Consider the following 24,047-nt stretch of genomic DNA (forward strand, 5'->3'; position numbering starts at 1 on the left):
TGTGAGGGTGTTCAGGTTGGAGAAGTCCCTTGAATTAGTTGGCGAAGTTCATGAAGCTGTGAAACATCACCGACCCAATCCCATCCGGCTTCGTAGAGATTTCGTTTCTTGGTTGCGTCCCAATCTCCATCAAGGACGAGGGCAAGTTGTGGGAGAGGACGTTGGTTGAATAACCACTGAGTGTGATCGCGCGGCGCGGCTCCATGAAACCAGGCTAAACGAAGCGCACGACACCGACCTGCCAGTTCTTTCGTTTTGTCAGATTCGTGTCCATCCTGCGAAGACTGAACTTTGATCATCCATTGACCACTGCGAGACACACCTTCCATCCAGGTTTCTAGTGGTCTTCCATTCCAGATCTCCCCAATTACATCGGTTTGCCAAGAAGGACAAATTCGTTGGCTTCGTGAAGCGTCAGTAGCATTTTCATCAAAAGCAAAAGTACACAAAGCTCCTAGATAATGCTCAAGCAAGATATGGACGCTATTGAGGTCAGCACCAATTATTCGCATGGATTTGTTCTGAATGTATTTTCTGATAACCTCCTCCTGTCCGCGAATGGCTCCTCCCTTTTCTTGAAAAGCTTGGAGCATAGACCTAGCAACAGTTTGCCAACTAAAAGTACGAAATTCTGCTTCAGTTAATGTACGACTACGGCTCCTCGAAGACCAATGCTCACAAATGTTTCTTCCTTGAAGAAGGTATCGACTGAGCTTAGCCTCGTCTCCATAGGGAGCATGAGGTCGTAGACGATGCGGATAGGCAATTGCCTCAAAATTGTCTTTTAATCTGGTCTGAATATCTTCATCGCTATTTAAGCCTGTAAGATAAAGCAGCATTTCCAAAACCCAATTTTGCTGATGACTAGAAATGCTGCTTCTTGCAGTGCTAAGTTCTTTTGAATGAGTTTGTAGTAGATTATTGAGAACAGCTTCATCTGCGCCTGTTAAAGCAGTTAAAAACGTTCGACGAACAAAATCTTCTTTAGAAATAATTAATTGTTGACTCGCAAGATCTTCAAAGCATTCATTAATACCAAGGGTCACATCAAAACGCTCGAAGGCTCTTTGAATTGCATCTACAAACCCTGGTTCGCTCAAATGCTGCCCCAGATCTTGAAGACAAAGCCGAAGATCCTGATTGAAGCTAATCCTATGTACACTGCCTCCTGCGATCGGATTGTTGAGGCTAGTCATTGTACAGAAGGTTTCTGCATTTTGGCTTTTGCGAACGTAAACTTGAGACAGTTCAGTGAAAACTTGAATTAACTGCTGTCTGGAAATTCTTAAAAAGGCTGGGGTTCGAGTTAGCGAATCCAGATTAACTTGATTCTGACTAGCATTTGCTAAAGCATTTACAAAATCATCCAGAACTAAGTCTCCATCAGGAATAAGATGATGAAAAAGACGGTAAAAAAGATATACATGGAGTAATCCAATTCTGTAGCGGCTTTGCGTACTTTGAAGATTTGTGGGGAGATTGCTAATAGCCTGCGTTTGAATAGATTGAAGCGTTTGCCACTGTGATATGTGGTAAGGCTTTGCTGTTTTCGCTAAAGCTTGTTGTAATAAATTGCTAGTGGCAGCATCATGTTCTCCACTCAGGAAATCAAGCTGTCTGCTGCATGGCTCGTAACTGTTTGGGAAAATGAGAGAAACATCGAAAGACTCAACTAATGCCCAACTGATTGCTGCGTACCATCCATTAAATGCAATAGGCAGTTTATCGTCCCGTGTTGGATCTGGAGGTAGTTCATCGCTAGTGATGTAAGCAATAGGGTTGTGATTAGGGGGTAAGGCTTCAAAAACGCAGTTAATCGCTACAAAATCCGTTCCAACAGCTAATTTTTGTTGAGCTAATTCTTCCCAGGTTCTCCAAAACTTTTTCGCACTGGTTCGGCGATCACTCCAATGCGTTACATACAAAATGGCTCGAATGCTGGTGCCCTGAAGTATTACGATATCAGGCTGAATAAAAGTTCCAGGAATAATAACCTGCCCACGTATTGATGGACGAATATAGTTCAGTCCAGTATCTCTGTCACGGGCATAGCCTAGATGCAATAAGGAAGCCTCTAGCAGTTGTTCGTAGCGATTTCCTGTCTTGTCTCTTGCCATTTTTATTCCATCTGATCAAAATCCGGCACCTGCACAGGCAACGGCACATCTTTATAAGAAGCTGAGACAATTACCTGCCCCTTCCCCATCACCTGCAACTCCCGCTCAAACCCCGACAAATCTGCCGACGCATTGCGAATCGCCTCTTTCCGTTCTAACTCATTCCCCAGTGCCATCACCAGTTCTGTATTAATCTGCGACAGCACCCCATCATCAATCTCACTCACCTGCTGGCTCACCACCGTCAGCCCAATGCCAAACTTCCGACCCTGCCGCGAAATGTCCCGAAACACCGAGCCAAACCGCATCCGTTGTGGGTTCAGCACACTCGGAGCCTCCTCCACAACTACATTTACGTAGGGCAACTGGTCTGGGCTTTTCAGCACACCTCCCTCCCCATAGGGCAACCGCCCATCCTCTACCCGGCGCACAAGCTCATCCGCCAAAGTTCGCAGCCCCACCTGTCCCTGTTCATCATCATTCCCAAATGCCTGCCGAATCGCACGAGGTAACTCATCCACCCTTGCCACACTCCGCAACGTGCGTCGTAGAGTGGTGCTTAACCGTTAAATTTTAAGGTATGCTATCAAGATTAAGTTCTGTCTCTCCGTCTTGTCTTACAACAATGTCTTCAGGATAATTGCTTAGGACAAAACTACCTATCCGCTCAACCGAAAAATCGACAGTATCAGCAAGCTTTTGAACTGTTTCCTGCTCTCTACGATTTGCTAGAGTAAGCAGTTCAAAATCGTCAGTAACCCGATCTTTGTAAGTGAAATCCAGTGCGTCGAAGAGTAATGATCTTACTGAATCAAATTTCTCTGTAAAGTTCTCAACGACCTCTGCTGATTTAACTCCTGATTCAGCTAAGTTACTACTTATATAATTTGTCAGTGTTGCGGAAATATCCAAAACAGAAGAAACTATTGCAGCAGCTATGTAGCCCTTGTCAAACTCATTTGATACTTCAGCAAAGGAAGAGTGATTGGCTAAAACTGTAAGATCAGAAAATTCTTTGATCTTCATACCTATCTCAATCAATTCTAGTGGTGTTTCAATTCCCTCAGGCACCACGCTTCCTAGTTTTTCTGTAATCTTTCCATAAGTAGATGCAGCTTTAGATGCAGTCTCAAACACCTTTTGAAAATCACCTTTGGTAGCTGCGTCAACTAAATCGTTTGTCTGCTCCAAAAGCTCCGTATGAACTACTGCAAAGGAAGTAGCAAAAGAAGCACCATAAACTGCATAACTGACTCCGGAGGTAGATTGCTCAACTCGATCCATTAATTCATCAAATAGTTGACCAACTTTTAGAAAAGCCAAGACGAGTTTGCCACCAGCCTTACCTGCACCAGTAATCAAATTGCCTAAATCTACACGGGTTTCCTCTAAAGCATATGCCCAATTGTCTCCTGACAAAAAAGCATCCGTAAACGAGAAATTGTACTCCTGATATCGTTCTTCTTTATACTTTGCGTAGGTATTAAACTTGTCTGTAATCTCTTGTGCTAAATCCTTAGCACCTGACACAGTTGAATTGTTGAACTTCTCATGGATATCAGAAAGCCCTTGCTCAACCAACTCATTCTCTGCTTTATTTATCAAATTTATTTGCTCTCTATGCCGTAACTTAAGTTGCAAGTAGTCTCGGTAGCTAAAATCCCGTCTTGCTCCAAACCACTGTCCTCGATTCTCAGCAATATCCGAAAACTTCTTTGTGAGGAAATCATTTTCAGGTATGGTCGGGTGGCTGTAATTACCTTGTGAAGCATCATCAAGCAACTCATACACCGATACAAGTGACTCATTATTCTGTGTAATCAAAGAAAAGCCAATTTCTTGAGTAGACGGCTGATTAATTACCGAAGAGGAGACAGTCTCTTGTAGGTCAGAAAATATATTTACTAACGTACTTGTACTTCTTTCAATAAATGTCTGAAATGTTTCGACAGCAGTAGTTTCAGTGTTATCAGATGGTGCTCCATTGGTTATTGTTGGAGGCTGGCTTTCGACTACATCAATGGGTGCTTCGATGACAGCAGGTTCAGTGTTCACCCCCGGAACACGGATAAATCGATCAGGATTATCCGCAGAATAATCCTTGACACTGTGAAGAATGCCGTTGTTACCGCCATAGTAGTGAGACTCCGAAATCTTGATGCGCCACTGCCCATCACCTGCTTGATAAACCTCTTCAACGACGGCAACATGGTTCTGTCCATTGCGTGTCCACTGGGCAATATCACCAGGTTGAGGTAACTCCCCAGATTCAATGACTCTAGCTCCATTTGATAGCTGTGTATGCCATTCGTTGGCGTTTCCATTCATTGATCGCAGTGCAGATGGATCACCCCCCATCTCCAGCACACGACCGTGAGCATACCAGGTGCAATTTCCTTCGGTGCTACCCATGCTATTTACAAGACTGGAGCCATATCCAGATTGAGCAAAAATATTGCCAGTCGTATAGAACTCTGGTCTCGCTAAGAAATAATCGGTTCCTACTGTCTCTGTGATTGCACCCTGGTAGGTTAAAGGTGCCCCTGATGATTCTTGAAGAGGTGCAGCAGGGGTTGGGAAGAGAGAACTTCCATCCAGATTGAAACCTTGTGCTACACCATCTTTCCAAAGTATGTAGCCATTTTCAAAGTTCTGTCGAAGCTGTCCATTCCCGGTTGGCTCTTCACCGCTAGTAGGTGCGCCCAAAGCCCCATTTAATCCCTGAGCCACATTCACGTAATAGCTGCGAATTCCACCGTAAAGGGGAAACGTCCCATGCTCACTTTGAACGATAGATAATTGCCCCAGCCCAGGTTTATCAAAATATTGAAACTTAACACCGCTGCTGTGGGTGATAACACCGGACGTAGGTTTACCAAAGTTTCCTTCTCGGAAAACCTGCAAAAACTCCCCACTAACCTCAAAGCCATTGATGACTTCTGAATTGCTTTGTACCCCAGGCACTATAGGATTTTCAACTACCAGCGTTTGGTTCTGAGGCTGGTTTGCTAGCAGATAGGGGATTTCAATCTGCTGCCCTGCGTAAATTACATCTGGGTTTGCAATACCATTGTGTTGAGCAATAAAGTTGTAGGCATCAGGAGAAGCATCACCCAACATATCTTGGGCGATTTGGCTCAATGTATCCCCAGAATTGATAGTGTAGGCTCCCCACACATAGACCTGACCTCTAAACTCTACAGAATTTGTCGGAGCAGCTGTACCAGAAATAGAGGAAGCCTCACCTGCTAAACGAGCGACGAAATCCTCCACAACAGGCACTGCAACCCTTTGAAAGTCCTCAACCTTCTCCCTGACGTTCTGCCACAAATTTTGGAGAAATGACTTTGAGTTCTGTAAGCCTGTTTGGAAGCGATCACTCTGAATAAAATTGTTCCAGGCATCTCGCACGTTTTCGACGTTCTCTTCAATCAGCGCACGAGTCTGGTTATCAGGTGAATTCCAATTCTCAGTTGCTGTAGTTAGTGCCTGGTTGGTAAGAGCAGTTAAATCCTGGCGAATTTCTTCTAACTTAGGTGTTAGGGTCTCAACTAAATCTTCTTGAGTATGAGATATAGTGTCATGAACCTGAGCAATTTTATCGATCACCGCATCAATTGGCGGGATGTTAGTGATTAGCTCATCTCCATAAACAGGTTGAATGTACCGATTGGCATTGGGAGAACCATCTAGCAACGCATCAGAAGACGCTAACGCATCGTTGCCCTCTTGGTCTCCACTTCCTGTGTCTCGCAAGAGATAGTTGGGGCTAAGCATCGATTGCGGACTATGGTGAGGTAGTCCAAGGATGTCTCGCTCAATGTTTGTCAAACTACCATTTAAAGCTGATGAAGCATTCGTTAGAGTACTGTCAGCATTTTGACCTGGTGTAAATTCCTCTGCCCCCATAGTGTCCTCTTACGAAGTAGCATTAGTTCAAAGATAAGCAAGCTTATGTGGTTCAAGGAAGTGCAATTTTATGAAATTTCCCTAAACTATAACTCACATGCTGGCAATTATCACTCGCGGAAGTAAAGTTACGAACCTATTGGGTTAGAGCTACACAACTCAGTAAGTTAATTCCAGAATTGACTATAAGATTTTTTTCAATTCACTACACTTTTCCATCACTATACCTACAGCACTTGATCAAAATCCGGCACTTGTATGGGCAATGGCACATCTTTGTAAGAAGCTGAGACAACTACCTGTCCCTTCCCCATCACCTGCAACTCCCGCTCAAACCCCGACAAATCTGCCGAGGCATTGCGAATCGCCTCTTTCCGTTCTAACTCATTCCCCAGTGCCATCACCAGTTCTGTATTAATCTGCGACAGCACCCCATCATCAATCTCACTCACCTGTTGGCTCACCACCGTCAGCCCAATGCCAAACTTCCGCCCCTGCCGCGAAATATCCCGAAACACCGAGCCAAACCGCATTCGTTGTGGGTTCAGCACACTCGGAGCCTCCTCCACAACCACATTCACATAGGGCAACTGGTCTGGGCTTTTCAGCACACCTCCCTCCCCATAGGGCAATCGCCCATCCTCTACCCGTCGCACAAGCTCATCTGCCAAAGTTCGCAGCCCCACCTGCCCCTGCTCATCATCATTTCCAAATGCCTGCCGGATCGCACGAGGTAACTCATCCACCCTTGCCACACTCCGCAACGTGCGTCGTAGGGTGAAGAGCGATCGCGCCACCACCGTCGTCAGCAGAAACTGCTCCATTTCCCCCATCAACGTCGTATCCACAATCAGAATCCGGCCCTGCTCCAGGGCACACAAGATCTCTGGCAACAGCGATTCGTACTCGTAGCCCGCATCCGGATCAAAGGGTGAGAACAACCTCGTTTGCCCTCGCCGCAAAAAAGCGAGCCTACGTTGGACGGCTGCCACTGTCCCCGACAGGAAATCCACATTTCCTTCAAAGCCCCCGGCTCCACCTTGCGTATCTCCCAGGAGCACACGCCCGATCCACTGTTCCCCCCACAGCGCAAACTGCTGCTGGGCGAATGCCATCTGTTGCTCACTAAACTCACTGATACTGCTTAGGTCATCCGGGAGCACATCTGCCCTAGATAACACAACCTGCCTTTCCAGTCCCTCCTCTCCAACTTCTCGTGCAGTCAGGTAGTAGAACGGCTCTACCAGTGCCTTACGCTCTTCCGGTGAGTAGCCCTTCACAATCCCATGAATGCCGTCCTTGCCCCCGATCGCCCCATGCCAAAATCGGAACTCATCGTGAGGGTCGATCGCCAGTACGCTCACCGGAGGTTTCTGCTCATGCTGGAGCAGAGCTTGGTTGTAGTCCATCGCAGACTTCAGCAGCACCATCATCAGGTTGCTTTTCCCGGCACCCGTCCGTCCAAATACTCCCAAATGATGGGACAGAGCATAGGCAGGCAGGAAGACCTTGACCCCTTGGATTGCCTGCTCACCTGCCAGCAGATCCCCTACATACAATCCCTCTTGCCCAAGCTGACTCGCTAACAACGTTTGCATCACCCGAACAACGTCTGGGCTATCAGGGCCAACCCGAAACACATTGGTCAAATGCTCCGGCAACCGACGAGGCTTATGAAACGTCCACCCCTCCTTTCCAACTTCCGCATATCCCAACACAATTCCCACCAGTCGAATGAGCAACTCCTCATGCCAATCCTGGCTTAGATAAGCATTCGGCATCGTTAGTTTATTCCGGGCAATATCGTCCATTTCCAAAGCCCGGTTCATGATGTTGGCGTATTGGGTTGTGCGAAAGATGTAGAAGCGATCGTGTCCCCGTTTGCTGGGCAGCAAAAACAAATCGCCCACTGCCACATCCGCATTCCTTGCCACTACAGTCAGTTGGTGTGTATTGCTCTCTGACAAGATCCCAAAAGGATCGCCCAATAACTCAAGCAGTTCTTCCATCTGGTACATACGTCCTCCTACCGATGCCCTGTAGCTGTAGACGGATCACGGAACAAAGCCGGACTCATCCCCTCTGCGACGGCTGCCGAAATTAGTTGCTTCCGCAGGGCGACCCGCTCTGCATTGGTTAGAGAGGCGCGATCGTGGGCAGCTTTAATGGGATAGGGATAACCATAGACCCGTTGATCGTGACAGGTATAGTCCAGGTCTTCAAAAATCTGTTGTTCTCGCGATCGCGTTTCCTCCTTCGTCTCACCTGCAACAAACTTCTGCCAATACTCCGCATCCATATCCAGGCGCATCAAGGGAGTCGTTCGGTGAAATCGAACAAGATAAGACACGGCTCCCAGGGGTGGAACATTTCGCCCCTTAACCAGGGAAAGGCTCCATTCATCACGCCTTGCATTAGGAATCCGCAAGCACCAATGCTCTGCCGTTTGTCCGGCTGCTAAGCCTTGGAGTTCACATGCCAACTTTTCAACCAGTTCTGTCGTTGCCAGCCCATGCGATTTAGACAGGGCAAAGAATCCTGTCTCCTGCTTGCGTGCCTCCACACAGCACAGCCGCTTTAGGTGCTCATGAAACAGCGAATTTGCTTTAGACGAAACAAAGGGTAGGGAGAATGTTGTGTCTGTCAGGATGTAGTTGGGGCGATGAGTACCTTCGATTAGCTGCAATGCGGCTGCCATTTCAGCCGTCGATCGCAATTGAATTGCCAGATTGCTTGTATCACTGGCATGAGGTCGAATCAAGCCTGCTACCAACTCCTCAGCAGAATATTTCTTTCGGGTTGCCTGATACTTAATCTGTTGATAGTCAGAACGCTTAATAATTTCAAGGATTGAAGTTTTAGCCAATTGCTCAAAAGCCCTGTTGATTGCCTCAACTCCACGCACATCATCTTCTGGAATCCAATGGCATTCCAACACTGGCTCAGGCACAGGACTGACCTCCCTAAGTCCTATCTGAGGAGTGGTAGCCTCATAGACTGTCCCTTGAGCGACCGACAAATATATGAAGGAGTCTGAGTACGAGAGCATTGGGAAATCGCCACTACCGTCTACCCCTGCCACTCGTAGGTCTTGCCGGGACGTTGTGTGGTTGAAAAATAAGATGTTTTGACGAATAAATTCAGCCTCCTCATCTCCAATCTGAGCTTGAGTTTGCCAGTCGCGCATTTCTTGCGCTACAGACTGAAACTGCTCACGAACCGTCGATCGAAGATGAAGGTCAAACTGCACAGATACCTACCCCATTCCTTGAGGAGCCATTACTCCCACAATGTACCAAAGCACTTTATCTCTCAACAGAAATGTTCTTTAGGTGAAGGTACTATCAGCAAGGGACTGCTTAGCAGGAATAGTTTCTTACAAGTTTTCTATTGCCGCAATCCTACTTAATCGTATAGCTTCTCACACTTGATTCATTTCTCACAGCTAATCTCAATGAATTACAAATATCTCCCAGAGCACTAACTCTTTCATTTATTTAAAAATAAAAAAAGTAGCAAATGAGAGCTATAAACAGAACCTTCGCTAAAATTGGTTAGTAAAGTGCTTTAAATAGCATTACAGTATTGTCAAAAACGCAGGTAACTTATAGATGACTTTTGATTAAGTTTTATTCCTGTTCAGTTTTGGTGGATCTAGTTGTACTCCACGAACTATCCATTCAATTGGAGCAAGAATATTAATTGGTTGAAGTTCTACATCATTCCGAATTTTTTGGGTTATCAGTGTTGAATCCTCCAGTATCTCTGAATAAACAGGCTCTTGCCACTCTCCTGAGGCATCTTGATAACGCCCTATTGCAGACATGGTAAAACACTCATAACGTCCTTTCATGCTGAAGTTATTTAAGAGTCGTCGAAATAGCCTCTCACCTACAATTTCTTCAACCAATGACTCTGAATTCATTGCTTTCTGCCAAACATCTTCTCGATCGGCTTTTGTCACACAAAATGCCAAATATTGTTCTAATCGAGTAGAATCGCTATTTGAAGTCTCAGAACGTCTCAATAACTCATAAAATAAATCCCACAACAAGCTTGAGTAATTCTTACCATGCTCTTTACTACGAAGAGGATCAAGTAAGAAGACGATACCATCACAGCTTACCAAGTAATCTACAATATCCCACACTACATCATCTTCACCTTTAGCAAAGTCATTGTTACGGAAAGGGATATCTTCATAAAATTCACCAGGTGCATTGATAAAAACAATCTCAATATTGGAATTAGAACCAAAATCCGTGGAGTAATTAGTATTGGCATTTAACCAAAATCTTAATACTTCTAATCTATCCTTTACTGATGTCGGAGGCGGAAAATGCCCTGATTGAATCATCCTAAGATGATTCAATATGAAATTTCCAGTTTCCCTATCACAGTCTACAATCCAATCTGGTGAGCTCATTAGCTGTTGATATAAAGTTGTAAGATACGTAGTTTTGCCTACTCCCGTAGTTCCCCAAATTCCTATTTGTATTCTTGTAGATTCTTTCGATTCCCTATTGAACCATCTATTGAACCATCTATTTAATTTATTTGAATACTGCATAAAACGTTGCTTCATAGAGAAGGCTTCTGTAGAATTCAAGCTTTCAGTTTGTTCAGTTCCCAAGCTTGAACCCCTTCTATCTAAAAGCTGAGTCATTAGATTTGTTGGAATCAATAGTTTGGTAGTAGCAAAATTCAACTGCTGTTCAGGATTATTGATTAAGCTGAAGTGAGCTTTAGCATCTAATAATTCACCACAAACCAAGCTCCTCATCCCACGGCTATAAGCTATGAGGGGCTGAAAACCAGCTTCTGATAGTTGCTGTGAAAAACTTTCTACCACTGATGTTATCCGAACCCACTCTAATTTACGCTCTAATCCTAGTTGTGCGAATTCAAGAGCTATCTCTGAAGCAACTTGGTTTGGCTGAAGATATAGGAGAGCCGACCATTTTTGAGCTTTAGCAAATTCGCGAAGGTGTGGATCATCACTATCAATTTGTCCTTTAATGTAAGAAAGTAGAAAGTTAGATAGTTGATTAATCCGCTCTGAACCTAAGCGAGATTCTACTTGTAACTTACTGAGAAGACAAGCTCGGAGAGTATAATTTATTTCATAAAGTCCATGCCCAACCTCTTCGCAAAGATTTGAAAGCAACAAATCTGAGACCGCAATCCAGGGAATGTTAAGAGCCTCACCACCAATATCACGTTGAAAATTTGCCCAAATTTGATAAAGCAAATCTGGTGTGAGAGCTAACGGAAAAGCAGCATGATAAGCAAGATATAAATGTGGCTGCCCAAATTGCTCTCCAAATGTCTCAATTCGTAGAGCAGCAGCTTCAGAAGTCATTCCAGTTGCAGGTCGAGGAGATTCGCTCATTCTAAGCCTCCTGATGCCGACTTGCCCCGTAGCACATCGATTGCCTGATCCATTCCTAGTCGGCTTATTTCAAACATTGGCACCAGTTCTCCAATTTCCTCAGCAGTTGTCCCTACCCATCGCTCCTGAGGCATTGGGTTAAGCCATGCAATATAGCGAACGCTCTGCCTAAGTTGACTAAGAAAGTGTTCCGTCAAATCTAACCGCTCTTCACTGTACCCACCTCTAGCGGCTCCTGCATCACTGAAAATTAAAACACCAGAGTGATCCGTCCGCAGTTGAGCTAGAACATTCGATAAAGGTTCTGCTTGCTGCTGTGTTGAATCTCGGTAAAGAAAGTGGGTAGGACAGTTATGAAAATAGTAGACCCCTGCTCTTCCCAAACGTCCACCCCGTTGAGCAGTTTCTGCTAATCTTTGAGACAATGCATGAAATGGCATCATTGATCCCTTTTGATCCAGCAGGAGTAACAACTCTGTTCGATTTACACGTCGCGGTACTAACACAGGCTCTAATAAAACACCTTGTTGAACCGTAAGAGCGATCGTTGCTTCTATATCTAATTCGGTTGGCAATCCCTCACGTACCAGTCTTCGCAAGTGCCGCCAACTTTGTTTCATTTGCCGTCGTGTCACCGGAAAGTACTCGTCGCTTTGAGTGAATCGGTTAGGTGAAGTTCCCTTATCTTGTTGAGTTCTGATTTGTACTGCTTCAGCTACCTGGATTTCATCTCCGATCTCCATTAATTCCGCTGAAGCCAGGGTAAAAGTTGTTGTATCTGGTAATTTATTTCCTTGGTTGTTCTGCCAATTAGGTAAGCCCTTCTCCTGAGGTTCTGAAACATTCGGTTGTAGCCTACTATCCTCACTATTAGATGTGGATTTTTCTATAGAAGCCTCTTTGACTAACTGCTCAAAATGATAGTTAAATAAATGTTCATCATCAGATGACTTCACCCATAAAGTCCGACATAAGTCGGCTAATGTTTCTCGATCACCTGTCCCAAATCCAGACTGTAACGCCCGCAACAATAAGCAGTACTCATCGATCCCCAAAGGCAATCCTGCTTCTTGCAAGCGGGTAAAGAGGTCAAGTAGGGGTAATTCCTCTTGGGCAATAGCATTGCTCATTTCTGCACCTTCTCTATCTCTTCACCGTATCGCCGATAATCATCCCAACTTTTCAACAAAACCCCTGAATACAGAAGTTCTGTTTTGAGCTTGGACAGGACTTCATCCCCTTCATAATGGCTAAGAACTTTGATCCAATCCATCAGTTCACTGGTACTAACTTTTTTGCTCAACCTGCCATTTGCCTCCATTTCTTGGCGTAATTCCCAGAAGCGATCAACAATTGCATCCAAGACTTTCTGAGGAGATGATGGAAACCGCAATTTGACAATTTCAATTAATTGTTCTCGTGCTGGAAACCTGACATAGTAAAATAAACAACGACGCAGAAACGCATCTGGCAAATCCTTTTCATCATTACTAGTAATAAAGACGATAGGTGGAGCCTTTGCCTGAATTCGCTTGTTTAGACTGGTGTCTTTAACCTCAGAGACCTCAAATCGCAACTCATCCAGTTCCAACAGCAAATCATTCGGGAAGTCAATGTCCGCCTTGTCAATCTCATCGATTAGAACAACAGTCCGTTGGTCATTTTGAAATGCCCTTCCCAGTGGTCCCCATTCCACATAAGCATCTGAATTCTTTGCCCTTATTGCTGCATCTGGATCAACTCCAGAGTTTGCTAGTTGAGCATCTCGCAAGCGCCCAACTGCGTCATATGTATACAACCCATCTTTTGCTCGACTTGTTGATTTTACATACCAAGCTTCATAGGGTAGCCCTAACTCATATGCCACTGCCCGTGCTAACCTCGTCTTTCCACATCCTGGTTCTCCTTTCAACAGTAAAGGGCGTTCCAGTAAAATTGCTACATTTACTGCTTCCACTAGCTTAGGGCTGGGCAAATAGGGGTAGAGCCGTTGACCTGTTTTAGGATCTTGCTCTCCGGGTTTTGGCTGAACCCTACCTGTATATTGCAACTGCTGCTTTAGAACTTTAGCCATACTCGCTCCGATTGATACCAGTTATGCCCACAACGTTTGCAAACAGCCTCTAGTACTAATTGAGGTATACCAAACTCCCTGCTTTCCAAGATTTCTATAACCGCTTGTTCAATTTGTACAGTTAATGCTTGAGGAAGTTTATCTTTCTGTTTCTCCAGCCAATACGCGAGTTCAAATCTGGTGATATGGGTTATCTTTGGTAGCTTCAGTAGTTGGAGAGGTTCCCAGTTAACATCAAGAATTTCTGTACAATTTATGCTCCAATCATTTGCACGCCCCTGAGAATCCACTAAAAAGGCAATCAGGCGATCGTTGAGTGTTTGAGAACTGCACTTACATGCTTCTGCTGCAAGAGGATGCCAGAATTTGTGAATAAATTCATCCAAAAATTCTGCACCGGGTAGTTGGTCAACATCTTTGAAGATCAAAATTACACTTTGCGACTGCCAAAGATTACAAACGGCTTTAGCAACATCTGTTGGAGAAGAAGATGTTGCTCCTGTTGCAACAGCTAATTCACGCCATAAGCTTTCCAAGGAATAGCTGCGCGTAACCCGCAGAAAACTTGTACGATGTACAAAAGCTGTTGTCATCTGGACTGGCAAAAGCTTCAGTAGTCGGTTCAGGAGCCACTCCTGTCCAAACTCTGGTTCACCATGAATCAAGCAGGCTCCAATAGGATGCTCTCGCACAAACTCAGCAAAGCGGTCCTCCTGCTTTGTATAGTTAAGGCAAAGTAACGCTTCGTACAAATGCTCGATGCTGAACTTCTCTATAGAAGGAACAACAGATGTCGAAGTTAGAGTTGAATCGGGTATTTCCTCATCTGCGAAATCTGCAATTTCATCAAGAGCTAATTGAAGCTTTTCGCAAATCTCCAGAAAATTCAGGTAATCTACTGGCTTCCCATTAAGAAAATTGTTGACCGTAGACCTGGCAAAACCTAGTGCTTCGGCTAAATCCTGCTGTCTGGCATAGCCGTTTCGCTTAAGAGCTAACTTAGCCCTCTCCCTATACTGTTTTGCGACTTTAAGCGATCGTGGCATTCTCTATCCCAAAACACCTGCTCAAAACGAACTCAGACATTTCCCGGACGCAATTCAGTCACATAAGCAACATTTTCGGTCACAGAGTAGGTAAGCACTCTCAAGCTTAACTCAGAAGCAAGGCATCCTCCAAGTCAGTCAGGGTAAAGGTTCGATAGGTTTAGACGAGTTCAAGCTAAACCTGATGGACGACCTAAAAGACCTGAAAACTGCTCTCGATATCATTGTAATTATTGCAACTCTTGCTCAAACCTTTCCTCCCCTTGCCTTTTTCGTAGGGCTAGGCACCATCTATGTTCTGGTGAAGGATGAGTTTACCAAGGACGATGACGAGAAAACTAACATGGAGAAAGACAAGAACATTAAGTAATGCGAACGGGTGATCGCTCAACCCTCTTGGAGAGCGATCACCCGTGTCGCTAATCGTTTATCTACGCTAATTCCAAGCCCAATCGACTCACGCGGCAATAGGAGTCATGCGCCTGAATTAGTGGCTCAAACTCTGGGAGAATCTTCTGCTCGCCAATAACCTCAATTAGGTGGCAGACCGCGTAGGGGCTTGATTCTGGTAGAACTAACCCTGTGATTCTGTCGTAAATGAATCGTTCCTCATACTCTTCGTCTACCCTCCAAGGCTTGGGGGTTAGCCTTGCCCGAAATGTAGCCTGAAATTTGCACAACCTCGCGTACAGCGGATCAACGTAAAGATTCTGCATGAAGCGGTGGGTTGCGGCATCCAAGGGATCAAAGGGTTGAGTTGTACAGAGAAGGCGCAGTCCGTTTCGTGTCCTATAAACTCTGAACCCCAGTTTGGGGAATTGTTCTGCCAGGCTCTCTACGGCTGCGATCGCCTGCTTCTGGCTCAGAGCAAGCTGGCAATTCTTGGAGCAGTCTTGGATTTCGTCCTGTCTTGGCGCGGCGATGTCAACATCAATAATGAGCAGGCGATCGCAGTTCAAAACCAAACAATCATATCGATTTCTTGTAATAATTCCCTGTTGTTTGCCCTCAAAGACGATCTCCTGAATGACGGGTTCATCCATTACAGAGTACTCACCCTTTTGTGATTTATACCACTGTTCTTCAATCGCATAATCGCTGATTTGAATTGGGCTAAGATACGCTAAAGCAATACGCTCCTGATGAGATAGAACCTTAGTCCATTTAATTAATAGCTCAGTATTATCGCAGTTAGTATTCGCTTCAATAATTAGCTCGGTTAAATAACCTTGAACTTGTACCGATGGGTTTTCTATGCCTCGTTTATCTGCCCAAAAGCAAAGCTTGCGGTAGAGAAGGGGATGCTCATCAATGAAGTGTTTTAAGGTGGGAGGAATTTGGGCTACCATAGGTCACCTGTGTCAATTATTCATGGCTATAGCAGCGACTTCAGAAACTAGTTCCCCGTTGTAGCAATACAGTCTGAAGTTATCGTGGAATCTGATGGCAGGTTTTCCTTCAGCATGAAATACGTCACTATTGGTGCGATCGTTGGTGTAGAAGAGGTGACTGGGGCGATCGCACACTAAGCAAAAATGTTCAAATGGAAATAACCAACCGCATTCCTTCACCAGCAAACGATGGACATTCCATAGTTCTACGTCATGTCTACAACGAAGAACGGAGATGCAAAAATCCAGCAACCCACTGTGGACAGTCCAGGCAGCAGGATAGGTGGATTGAGGTTGCATCCTGCGAATGGCTTTTACAACTGAACGAAAGGATGTGGTGCGGAGCCTAAATAACTGATTTGTCATCTCGTCATCAATGTGAGACCAGAGGCGAAAGCCAAGTTCAATATAGAGTTCCGTCTTCAACTGTCCCCAAAGGGCTGGATCTATCTGTACTTGAATTTGGTTGATCAGGTTATTTTCAAACTGCTGCTCTAATGCCTTCTTGAGGGATTTGCCTAACAGGTCTTTCAATGGGTTATGCCGCTCAGGTTCAGATAGCGATCGCTGATATAACAAATGCTGCCTGAGAAATCTTGGACCAAAGAATTGTAATAACACAGCAAAAGGACTCTCAAAGAAGCGAATTTCCGGCATTGGCTTTCTGAGAGCCATGTAAGCTAGTCCAACTGCCTCAATCGCCATTGAGTAATCAATTCTTTGAGTAGAGAGACAAATTCCCCGCCATTTCTCCATGTACAAGGGAATCAGTTCATCTTGTTGATCTGTAATTTGGGTAATCTGATTCATTTTCAGGGTGTTGGTGACGAAGCTATACGGGTTCAAGAAAATTCCTCTCTGATTTCAGCGGCTCAATTGACTTCTAGCTAATTGGCATTAGCCATTCGATATCCGTACAACTTTCCCATCTGTTTGGGATTGCCTATTACGGATATCAATCAGCGAACCCACATTTGATTTTTGCCCCATTGCTTGAGAAATCAGTTCCAACAATCCCTGCGATCGAGTACTGATGAATGCCTCAAAATCATCTGCCCATAATGTTTCTGGCTCAATTAAATGAGAACGGAGCATAGTATCAATTCGTTGCTTGGGGATACCCTGCGACTCAATTGTCTTAAGGTACTGACTGGGTGCCCTACCCCCAATCTTCTGGTTACTTAGCTTAGATAGAGGGGTGCGATTAACCAGACAGTTGTAATGAGATGCGGCAATCCCCAGGCGCTTACAATAGGCTGTCGGGAAAATATGATGGCTTTCAATAGGGTCATTAAAATAGTTCACGTCCGATAAAGCTTCACCTGTCGCTAGATCGATCGCTCCATGCCGTCGTAATAGGGCACTGACGCTTTTGTAAACTGAACCATACCGTCTTTGAACGCCAAGTAGACGGTTGCTGTTAAAGATGGCATCACTGATTGTGCTGGGAACAGGACCATCACGGAGCAACCATTCAGGAACTTCGAGCATATCCCGTGCCGCCCGCACTTCATGCCATGAGGTGTACATTGAGGCACAAGCCCCACACCAAAACCATTGCTCTAACCGAGAGCGAATTTTCCCTTGGGGAAATCCAATAATCGCCAGGACAGCTGCTAAAGCAACCAGTTGAATCTGATAGGGAATATCTTCAGCAGCTATGATTCGCTGCCCATGCAAAAATCTGGCAGATTCCTCGTATCCTCCGATAACCCGATCGACAAATGTCTGATATTCTTCGACCGTTAGGCTCAGTACCTCTCCCCTGCCACAAGCTACAACAGGAAGTTTCTGTGGCGGGTGAGCTAGCTTGAGTGCTTTTTGCCGCCGATAGTAAGTGGCAACCAGGGTAACGCAAGAGAGGAAGTCAATCTCCCGGACAGAACTAAGTACCCTAAATTTTTTGAGTTGCTTCTCACGGGTTTCCCAGTCTTCGCGCAGAGAGAAATCATCACTAGCGAAGCAGGCAGTTGCCAGGTCAAAAAAGTTAAGTTCAGTCCCCTGAGTATTGGTCTTCTCAAAAACCCGACAAATAGCAGGTTTTGGCAATTCCGGCTTCAATAGGATAACAGGGATTTGATAATGCTCAAATCGCTTGATAACTTCCTTCTCAAAGCGATCGATGATGTCGAGTTTAGTGGGGTTGTACTTCCAGTAACGGGAGTACTGTTGCCGCCAGTCCGCATAGCTAAATACGCTATTCACGGGAAAGAGGAGTAATTCATACTCCCGATCAGGCGCGGAACAGTCGATCGTAGTGCCTTCACCAAACCCAGGCTTAATTCGAGTTTTGTTGAAGCTGATGATAGTTGTCTCTCGCTCAACGGATGGATCTAATGCCTTCCTGATGTCAATGTAGTACCATCGTTCGCTAATCTTTTGGCTCCGCTTATCTCGAATCAGTGTCGGATTTTCAGAGAAAAGTGTCATAAACAATGTTGTCGTTCGCTGTTGCCCGTCCAAAATCAACTGGGCAGGAGGGGGAGCTTTCTCAAGAACAACTCCCTCCACTAACCGAGGGCGAAAGCTGGTATTGATGTTGGTTTCAAGCAATAAGATTGAGCCAACCGGCCATCCCAGACTGACACTCGCAAGCAACTGAGTCACCAAGTCATCTGACCAGCAAAAGCTTCTTTGCAGGTCAGGAATTTGAATCTTCCCCTGTCGAATTTTGAGAAGCAGATCAGGGAGAGCTTCTTTGGTGATATCGAAGGTAGAAATAATGTTGTTCACGGAGTCACCTGCGAAGTTGTGCTGGTGGGTTTCTAGAACCTTAGATCTTGTGTACTAGAACAATCAAGACCGCAGCACAATTCGCCATCACGTGATGGGAAGTTCCAAAAATAGAAACGATAAATTAACCCTCAGGAGAAATCTCAGGAAATAAGATGGCTCGAATTCGAGGAGGCAACGGGCACGCAGATTCCCACAGCGGATAGGGAATTTGTTGGTAGTGGGTCAGTAGGAAGTGAAATTCTCCCAATCGCCTTAGATACATATCCTTATATAAGGTAGGCTCACGGCTCCCCCCCATCCACCGTTCCATTGTAGGAACGCTACAGCCAGCAATAAGAGCTAAGTCTTCGTAAGTCAGGTCGTACTCTTGGTATAGCTGGCGAGGATGGTTCAGGCTAAGAGAACAGTTCACATAGATGCGGAACAGCGATCGCTCTACTTCACCAAACGGCAATTGACCAGATGGTCGGTTCATAGCCCCTCCTGTTGTGGGTTTTGAGTTAGGACTGGTTGCATGGGAAATAACTCAAGGTCGTCCTCACTTACCCAATCCATCACAGTCCACCGACGAGAAGGACTACTGTTATCCAGCATTAGCAAATAGGACCATCGCCAGTCCGCCCCCTGGTGTGGGGTTGTTTCACTGGGCAAAAGAATATGCCCAATAATGATCCCCCAATCAGTACTGGGTTGAGGTATCCAGCGACATCGGGTTCCAACGGCATACCTTGGAGCGGGAATTTGCTTTGGAAAATCTAAAGGAGAAGGAGGCTGAGTCATGTTCCAAAGCGTGGAGTGAACACATTTGGATTAAGAAGCATGGAAAGAAGAAAAGAGGGTTTGGGTGAAGGAAGACTTTGTTTAAACAATATCGCAATCTTTTGTTATTGCGATCCTGCGATATTGCAATTTTTATTGATTGCGTTTTTTTGGTGCGACAATGGTTCCCACACGAGGTAGTTCAAATTTCACCTTGGTCACAAAACACAAAAGTCCTGACTATTCCCAGGTGACAGGTCACATACCAAAAGACCTCGCCAGGAAATTTCGGGTGTACTGCGCTGATCAAGACATCACAATCAGCGAGGCACTCGAAATTGCCGTTGGTGAGTTTTTGGAAGCGCGATCGTCGTCAGACTCAAGTTCCAACTCTTCTACAGACAGTGGAACAGATTCCTAACAAATTTCCTGCCTCGAATTGAAGCTGTTTTGTCAGTCGATACATTTAGGGGTAAGCAAGAGGTGGGAGCGATCGCCTTCCTGACATAGAACAAAGCAACTGGTAGGTCTGGTGTGTTCTCGCTCTAGCGGGAGTTGACCTATTTAAGAGTATGCTTACCCCGATGGTTGTAATGCGATCGCTGAAGCCTGTGAAGAAGGTTAGACTACCAGAGAATTTTCTATAGCCGTAGCTATATTTGGTGGGGGCGCAGGCGAGTCAGAAAGCCCCTCCAGAATTAGTGTTTGAACCATTACCTTTGTCCTAAGCTTTCTAGCCAAAGCTATATATTTCACAACTCCTCGACTCAGCACAACTACAAGTATTGCGGAACCTACACCTTAGTGCCTCCGCCACTCCCATGTAACAAAATTGCTGAAACTAGGAATGGATACCTCTTCTACATGTAGTCACCCTGAGCACAAGTCGGAACGAGTTTTTCATGTCCTGTTGAGGGTAGAAGATTGGTTGTAGTAGAAAAAACTTTTCTCAAAGCAGTAAATGAACGATAGAAATCTGGTTTGGGATCTAAAAACGTTTATTTAGACTAATGCCACAAATAGCGTTTTCCGTGAGTATTCCTAGAAATAACCACTATAAGTAGTGCTTTTTTATAATTAATTCAGACTTTAGTAGAAAAATCTTTGTCTGGAAGGTTTAGAAGAACTTAGGGAAAGTCTTGCAAAAATTAAATAATGACTTGAGTTGGTAGAAAAACATTGCCAGCCTATCAGGATGAATGGTCTCCTACCCTTGCCAGGTCTCCTTTACAGGACTTGGGCAGAGGCGATGAAAAGCTAAGTGACAGAGATCAATATGCTGCCCTACAAGCAACTTTAAAGGGAATAGCTGCTACACTTCCTCTGATATTTCTCAATAGAAAATGACTTAATTTGGCACTGGAAATTCGTAAAATTGATCTCCATATAGTATAAAGAGTAAATAGCAGAGTATTTTTGCCCTCAAACTAGTTTCTATTCGGTCTACCTAGGGCTTTGCTATAGAGTTGTGGACAGGATCAATCATTTCTAATATAGATTTGAGCCGCATCCTTGATTGGGATTGAGTAAAGTGAGGAACAGATTAGTTGGTACAAACTATCACTGCCAATCGCGAATGTTTGCAACCGCCTTTAAAGTGGGCTGGTGGAAAGCGATGGCTTGTACCTCTACTTCTTGATATGTGGCAACCATACTCCCATACCCGATTAGTAGAACCGTTTGTAGGGGGTATGGCAATTGCGCTAGGTTTACAACCAAGCCAAGCAATATTGAATGATCTCAATCCCCATCTGATTAACTTTTATCGTTGGTTAAAGAAGGGACTTTATGTTGAAATTCCTCTAGAAAATAATGAGGAATACTATTATCAATGTCGAGTAAGATTCAATCAGCTGATTTATGCTAACGAAGCAGATAGTGTGGAGGCAGCAGAACTGTTCTATTTTTTAAATAGGACGGGATACAATGGTCTATGTCGCTTCAGTAGCCGCAATCAATTTAATGTTCCGTTTGGTCGATATAAGACTATTAACTATATTAGGGATTTTACAAAATATTCCAGAACTTTTAGAAACTGGTTATTTACAGCAGACGATTTTAGCAATATACCTGTTAAACCAAACGACTTTATTTATTCAGACCCACCTTATGATGTGGAATTCACTAGATATAGTGCTCAAGATTTCAAGTGGCAAGATCAAGTGAGATTGGCAGAATGGTTAGCCAAGCATCGTGGACCTGTCGTTGCCTCTAATCAGGCAACCGATCGCATTGTAAGCCTTTATAAAGATTGCGGTTTCTCGATGATGTTATTAGACGCACCGAGACGTATCTCTTGTACAGGCGATCGCAAACCAGCCAAAGAGATTTTGGCATACAAGGGTTTATAGAAAGACCAAATAAGACCTTCTCTAGGAAGAATAGAAATATAGCAGCCTAACTGAGTTGTAAGACACAGCAATTTTCATTTGTGTATACTGCACCAACCTTTTGTATTGCCTGAATCCACAGGCATTTGCTGTGTGACGCTCGTCCGAAAGCCACTGTAAGCGGGTTATGAGCGGCATACCCTGAAGGTGTGCGCCTCCAACCTATTTGGGATTGCTGTAGATGTTCAAAAAGTAGCTTACTTTTTGAACACTGTTGTTCTGCTTGTTGTCAAAAAGTCTGGAAGCTTTGGTGCGATTGAGTTGTGGACTTTTTGAACAATTTGAGTGGGCATTATGTTGCTACAACGGGTTGTACCGTGAAAACTCTAAGGGCGCGTTTAATGTGCCGATGGGTCGCTACAAAAATCCCACAATCTGCAATGCATCTCTGCTTCGGGTTGTATCGGCAGCACTCCGGTCAACAACGCTCAACGTTGAACCCTTTGATGCAGTTTTAGAAAACGCTACAAGCAGCCGCGATTTTGTCTACTTTGATCCGCCCTATCACCCTATTAGCCGCACCAGCAATTTCACGGCTTACAACCGCTATTCCTTTCACCCGATCGATCAGATTCGACTACGCGATACGTTTGTGGAACTGGCTCGACGGGGGGTTAAAGTGATGCTGTCTAATTCAGATTGTCCCTTCATTCGAGATTTGTATCAGGATTTCCCAATTCACTCGATTTCAGCCGTTCGAGCGATCAACTCCAATGCTCAAAAGCGCGGCAAGATCAGTGAGGTGTTGGTGACATCGTATTGAGTTTTGAGTTTTTGAATTATAAGTTGGCTGAGCTTGCCGCAGCCTGAGTTCTTGTCAATGGTTAATGGTCAATGGTCAATGGTTAATGGTCAATGGTTAATGGTTAATAGTTAATGGTCAGTTGAGGCGGTGGATGATGGGTGGGGGATGAAGTACGGCAAGGACATCGGATCTGAGCCGCCGAAAGAGATGCGATGAATCACGTCTGTTCTGTTATAGCCGTAGCCACCATTGTGTTAGGACAATTCAAAGTCCTTTGTCCTAATACCGCTTTAAATGGTTTCCAGTGCAAATGCGGACGCTCGTAGGGGCGGGTTTAGCTGTTTACTAACGGCAAATCCAAGCACTTATCTGCAAAACCTGCCCCTACCGATATCTGTCTTGAGCACCATTTGATTTGGTATGACCAGGTTGAATACAGCTATAAGTGCTAATAGGTGATGAAAAAAGTGAAGGCTAAGGGAGAAGCTGTCTTGAGTCTTCATCCCCTAGCCTTGAAACTGAAATTTTAGTGTTGCAGCGATGTCTTATGCTTTTGCATTCATCTTGGCAGTTGGCATCACCACTTTCTTAGCTAAACCAACTGTTTGCAATGCTTTGATCGCCCACCAGGTTGGATCATATTCCCACCATCTCAAACCAGCAGGTGCCACATTGGGATGCGCGTGGTGGTTGTTGTGCCAGCCTTCGCCATAAGCCAAAATTGCAGCCCACCAGAGATTACGGGAGTTGTCTTCAGAGTCAAAGTTGCGGTAGCCCCACATGTGGGTCGCAGAGTTGATGAACCAGGTGCTGTGCCACAGCAAAATGCGGCTAACAAACACACCGTAAATAACAAACGACCAGCCGCCCATGGCATAGAGCAAAAACCCTAGGGGCAATTGCAAGAGTAAAAAGTTGCGATCGAGCCAACGGTAGTAGGGATCACGAGCTAAATCAGGTGCATAGCGGTAGTAAACGTCTTCGTTAAAGGAATCGGGACGTTGATAGATCAACCACAGAACGTGGCTCCACCAAAAACCACGGCTAGCCGCATAGGGATCTTTTTCTGCATCTTCGGTGTGGGCGTGATGGCGACGATGTCCGGAAACCCAGAAGATGGGTCCACCTTGCAGGGCTAAGGCTCCAATCGTGGCAAGGATATATTCCAACCATTTGGGCACCTGAAAGCTGCGGTGGGTTAGCAAACGGTGGTAGGACATGCAAATGCCAATACTGCCGCAGAGCCAATGGACGGCGATCGCCACTCCTAATGCAGACCAGGAGAAGAACCAGGGCGCAAGCAGTGCCACAGCGTGAACTGCCGTGAAGAAGATCACGTGCGACCAACTAAAGACGGCGTCCTCAGGAGTAGTTCGGACTACGTTAACTGTCATAAATGTTCCTTGTTACGAGCCTTGCAATCCATCACACCACTCTCGCTCGTACAGGCTTGCTACTTCGCGAAGGCGTTAAGCTTTGCTTGTTATG

19 protein-coding genes are annotated in these 24,047 nt (G+C 45.1%); 4 read left to right on the forward strand and 15 right to left on the reverse strand.

Features of this window, described 5'->3' with window-relative positions:
• Positions 1-11: 11 nt before the first annotated feature.
• The 9 genes from H6G89_RS23330 to H6G89_RS23370 all read right to left on the reverse strand — a co-directional run bounded on the left by H6G89_RS23330 (position 12) and on the right by H6G89_RS23370 (position 14,538).
• Positions 12-2,117: a hypothetical protein gene (locus H6G89_RS23330; RefSeq protein WP_190510902.1), complete on the reverse strand. Its 2,106-nt coding sequence runs from the start codon at positions 2,115-2,117 to the stop codon at positions 12-14.
• Positions 2,118-2,119: 2 nt separating this feature from the next.
• Entirely contained in the window at positions 2,120-2,638 is a 519-nt protein-coding gene (locus H6G89_RS23335; RefSeq protein ID WP_199336892.1) for an ATP-binding protein, read from the reverse strand.
• 52 nt (positions 2,639-2,690) lie between these two features.
• Entirely contained in the window at positions 2,691-6,026 is a 3,336-nt protein-coding gene (locus H6G89_RS23340) for a CHAP domain-containing protein (protein WP_242060091.1), read from the reverse strand.
• 227 nt (positions 6,027-6,253) lie between these two features.
• Entirely contained in the window at positions 6,254-8,035 is a 1,782-nt protein-coding gene (locus H6G89_RS23345) for an ATP-binding protein (RefSeq protein WP_190510904.1), read from the reverse strand.
• Positions 8,036-8,052: 17 nt separating this feature from the next.
• Positions 8,053-9,276 (reverse strand): hypothetical protein, encoded by a 1,224-nt coding sequence (locus tag H6G89_RS23350; protein WP_190510906.1) that lies wholly within the window; start codon positions 9,274-9,276, stop codon positions 8,053-8,055.
• A 372-nt stretch (positions 9,277-9,648) separates the two neighbouring features.
• Positions 9,649-11,418: a TRAFAC clade GTPase domain-containing protein gene (locus H6G89_RS23355; protein ID WP_190510908.1), complete on the reverse strand. Its 1,770-nt coding sequence runs from the start codon at positions 11,416-11,418 to the stop codon at positions 9,649-9,651.
• Positions 11,415-12,548 (reverse strand): hypothetical protein, encoded by a 1,134-nt coding sequence (locus H6G89_RS23360; protein ID WP_190510910.1) that lies wholly within the window; start codon positions 12,546-12,548, stop codon positions 11,415-11,417. Before H6G89_RS23360 ends, H6G89_RS23355 begins: the two co-directional genes overlap by 4 nt.
• Complete coding sequence (locus H6G89_RS23365) at positions 12,545-13,375, reverse strand: AAA family ATPase (protein WP_309230087.1); 831 nt, start codon at positions 13,373-13,375, stop codon at positions 12,545-12,547. The genes H6G89_RS23360 and H6G89_RS23365 overlap by 4 nt, the downstream gene beginning before the upstream one ends.
• A 101-nt stretch (positions 13,376-13,476) precedes the next feature.
• On the reverse strand, positions 13,477-14,538 hold the full coding sequence (locus tag H6G89_RS23370; protein WP_190510914.1) for a helix-turn-helix domain-containing protein: 1,062 nt from the start codon (positions 14,536-14,538) through the stop codon (positions 13,477-13,479).
• Positions 14,539-14,722: 184 nt separating this feature from the next.
• On the opposite strand from H6G89_RS23370, the gene H6G89_RS23375 reads away from it, so the two are divergent.
• A complete protein-coding gene (locus H6G89_RS23375; protein WP_190510917.1) occupies positions 14,723-14,908 on the forward strand; it encodes a hypothetical protein in 186 nt (61 codons plus the stop codon).
• 61 nt (positions 14,909-14,969) lie between these two features.
• Here the strand turns inward: H6G89_RS23375 and H6G89_RS23380 are convergent, their stop codons facing one another.
• The 5 genes from H6G89_RS23380 to H6G89_RS23400 all read right to left on the reverse strand — a co-directional run bounded on the left by H6G89_RS23380 (position 14,970) and on the right by H6G89_RS23400 (position 19,445).
• Positions 14,970-15,887, reverse strand: a complete 918-nt coding sequence (locus tag H6G89_RS23380; RefSeq protein ID WP_190510918.1) for a hypothetical protein — start codon at positions 15,885-15,887, stop codon at positions 14,970-14,972.
• 12 nt (positions 15,888-15,899) lie between these two features.
• Positions 15,900-16,739, reverse strand: a complete 840-nt coding sequence (locus tag H6G89_RS23385) for a DUF6745 domain-containing protein (protein ID WP_190510920.1) — start codon at positions 16,737-16,739, stop codon at positions 15,900-15,902.
• A gap of 87 nt (positions 16,740-16,826) precedes the next feature.
• Entirely contained in the window at positions 16,827-18,662 is a 1,836-nt protein-coding gene (locus H6G89_RS23390) for a GmrSD restriction endonuclease domain-containing protein (protein ID WP_190510922.1), read from the reverse strand.
• 124 nt (positions 18,663-18,786) lie between these two features.
• The gene (locus H6G89_RS23395) at positions 18,787-19,140 is read right to left on the reverse strand and encodes a helix-turn-helix domain-containing protein (protein ID WP_190510924.1); all 354 of its coding nucleotides are present in this window, start codon (positions 19,138-19,140) and stop codon (positions 18,787-18,789) included.
• Positions 19,137-19,445 carry a hypothetical protein gene (locus H6G89_RS23400; protein WP_190510925.1) on the reverse strand — a complete coding sequence of 103 codons (309 nt, stop codon included), beginning with the start codon at positions 19,443-19,445 and terminating at the stop codon, positions 19,137-19,139. The genes H6G89_RS23395 and H6G89_RS23400 overlap by 4 nt, the downstream gene beginning before the upstream one ends.
• A gap of 193 nt (positions 19,446-19,638) precedes the next feature.
• On the opposite strand from H6G89_RS23400, the gene H6G89_RS23405 reads away from it, so the two are divergent.
• The 3 genes from H6G89_RS23405 (at position 19,639) to H6G89_RS23415 (ending at position 22,577) form a co-directional block, all read left to right on the forward strand.
• Complete coding sequence (locus H6G89_RS23405; RefSeq protein ID WP_190510926.1) at positions 19,639-19,845, forward strand: hypothetical protein; 207 nt, start codon at positions 19,639-19,641, stop codon at positions 19,843-19,845.
• 1,159 nt (positions 19,846-21,004) lie between these two features.
• The gene (locus H6G89_RS23410; RefSeq protein ID WP_199336898.1) at positions 21,005-21,775 is read left to right on the forward strand and encodes a DNA adenine methylase; all 771 of its coding nucleotides are present in this window, start codon (positions 21,005-21,007) and stop codon (positions 21,773-21,775) included.
• Positions 21,776-22,070: 295 nt separating this feature from the next.
• Entirely contained in the window at positions 22,071-22,577 is a 507-nt protein-coding gene (locus H6G89_RS23415; protein WP_309230088.1) for a DNA adenine methylase, read from the forward strand.
• A 527-nt stretch (positions 22,578-23,104) separates the two neighbouring features.
• Here H6G89_RS23415 and H6G89_RS23420 read toward each other — a convergent pair.
• Positions 23,105-23,953, reverse strand: coding sequence for an acyl-CoA desaturase (locus tag H6G89_RS23420; protein WP_190510928.1), 849 nt, complete (start codon positions 23,951-23,953; stop codon positions 23,105-23,107).
• Between the last annotated feature and the right edge of the window lie 94 nt (positions 23,954-24,047).

The organism is Oscillatoria sp. FACHB-1407 (assembly GCF_014697545.1).
Classification (GTDB): Bacteria; Cyanobacteriota; Cyanobacteriia; order Elainellales; family Elainellaceae; genus FACHB-1407.

Excerpts from the sequence above, each read along its gene's own strand:
- H6G89_RS23330 (WP_190510902.1), bottom strand. The coding sequence starts at position 2,117 with ATGGCAAGAGACAAGACAGGAAATCGCTACGAACAACTGCTAGAGGCT.
- H6G89_RS23340 (WP_242060091.1), bottom strand. The coding sequence starts at position 6,026 with ATGGGGGCAGAGGAATTTACACCAGGTCAAAATGCTGACAGTACTCTA.
- H6G89_RS23345 (WP_190510904.1), bottom strand. The coding sequence starts at position 8,035 with ATGGAAGAACTGCTTGAGTTATTGGGCGATCCTTTTGGGATCTTGTCA.
- H6G89_RS23355 (WP_190510908.1), bottom strand. The coding sequence starts at position 11,418 with ATGAGCGAATCTCCTCGACCTGCAACTGGAATGACTTCTGAAGCTGCT.
- H6G89_RS23360 (WP_190510910.1), bottom strand. The coding sequence starts at position 12,548 with ATGAGCAATGCTATTGCCCAAGAGGAATTACCCCTACTTGACCTCTTT.
- H6G89_RS23370 (WP_190510914.1), bottom strand. The coding sequence starts at position 14,538 with ATGCCACGATCGCTTAAAGTCGCAAAACAGTATAGGGAGAGGGCTAAG.
- H6G89_RS23375 (WP_190510917.1), top strand. The coding sequence starts at position 14,723 with ATGGACGACCTAAAAGACCTGAAAACTGCTCTCGATATCATTGTAATT.
- H6G89_RS23380 (WP_190510918.1), bottom strand. The coding sequence starts at position 15,887 with ATGGTAGCCCAAATTCCTCCCACCTTAAAACACTTCATTGATGAGCAT.
- H6G89_RS23385 (WP_190510920.1), bottom strand. The coding sequence starts at position 16,739 with ATGAATCAGATTACCCAAATTACAGATCAACAAGATGAACTGATTCCC.
- H6G89_RS23395 (WP_190510924.1), bottom strand. The coding sequence starts at position 19,140 with ATGAACCGACCATCTGGTCAATTGCCGTTTGGTGAAGTAGAGCGATCG.
- H6G89_RS23400 (WP_190510925.1), bottom strand. The coding sequence starts at position 19,445 with ATGACTCAGCCTCCTTCTCCTTTAGATTTTCCAAAGCAAATTCCCGCT.
- H6G89_RS23420 (WP_190510928.1), bottom strand. The coding sequence starts at position 23,953 with ATGACAGTTAACGTAGTCCGAACTACTCCTGAGGACGCCGTCTTTAGT.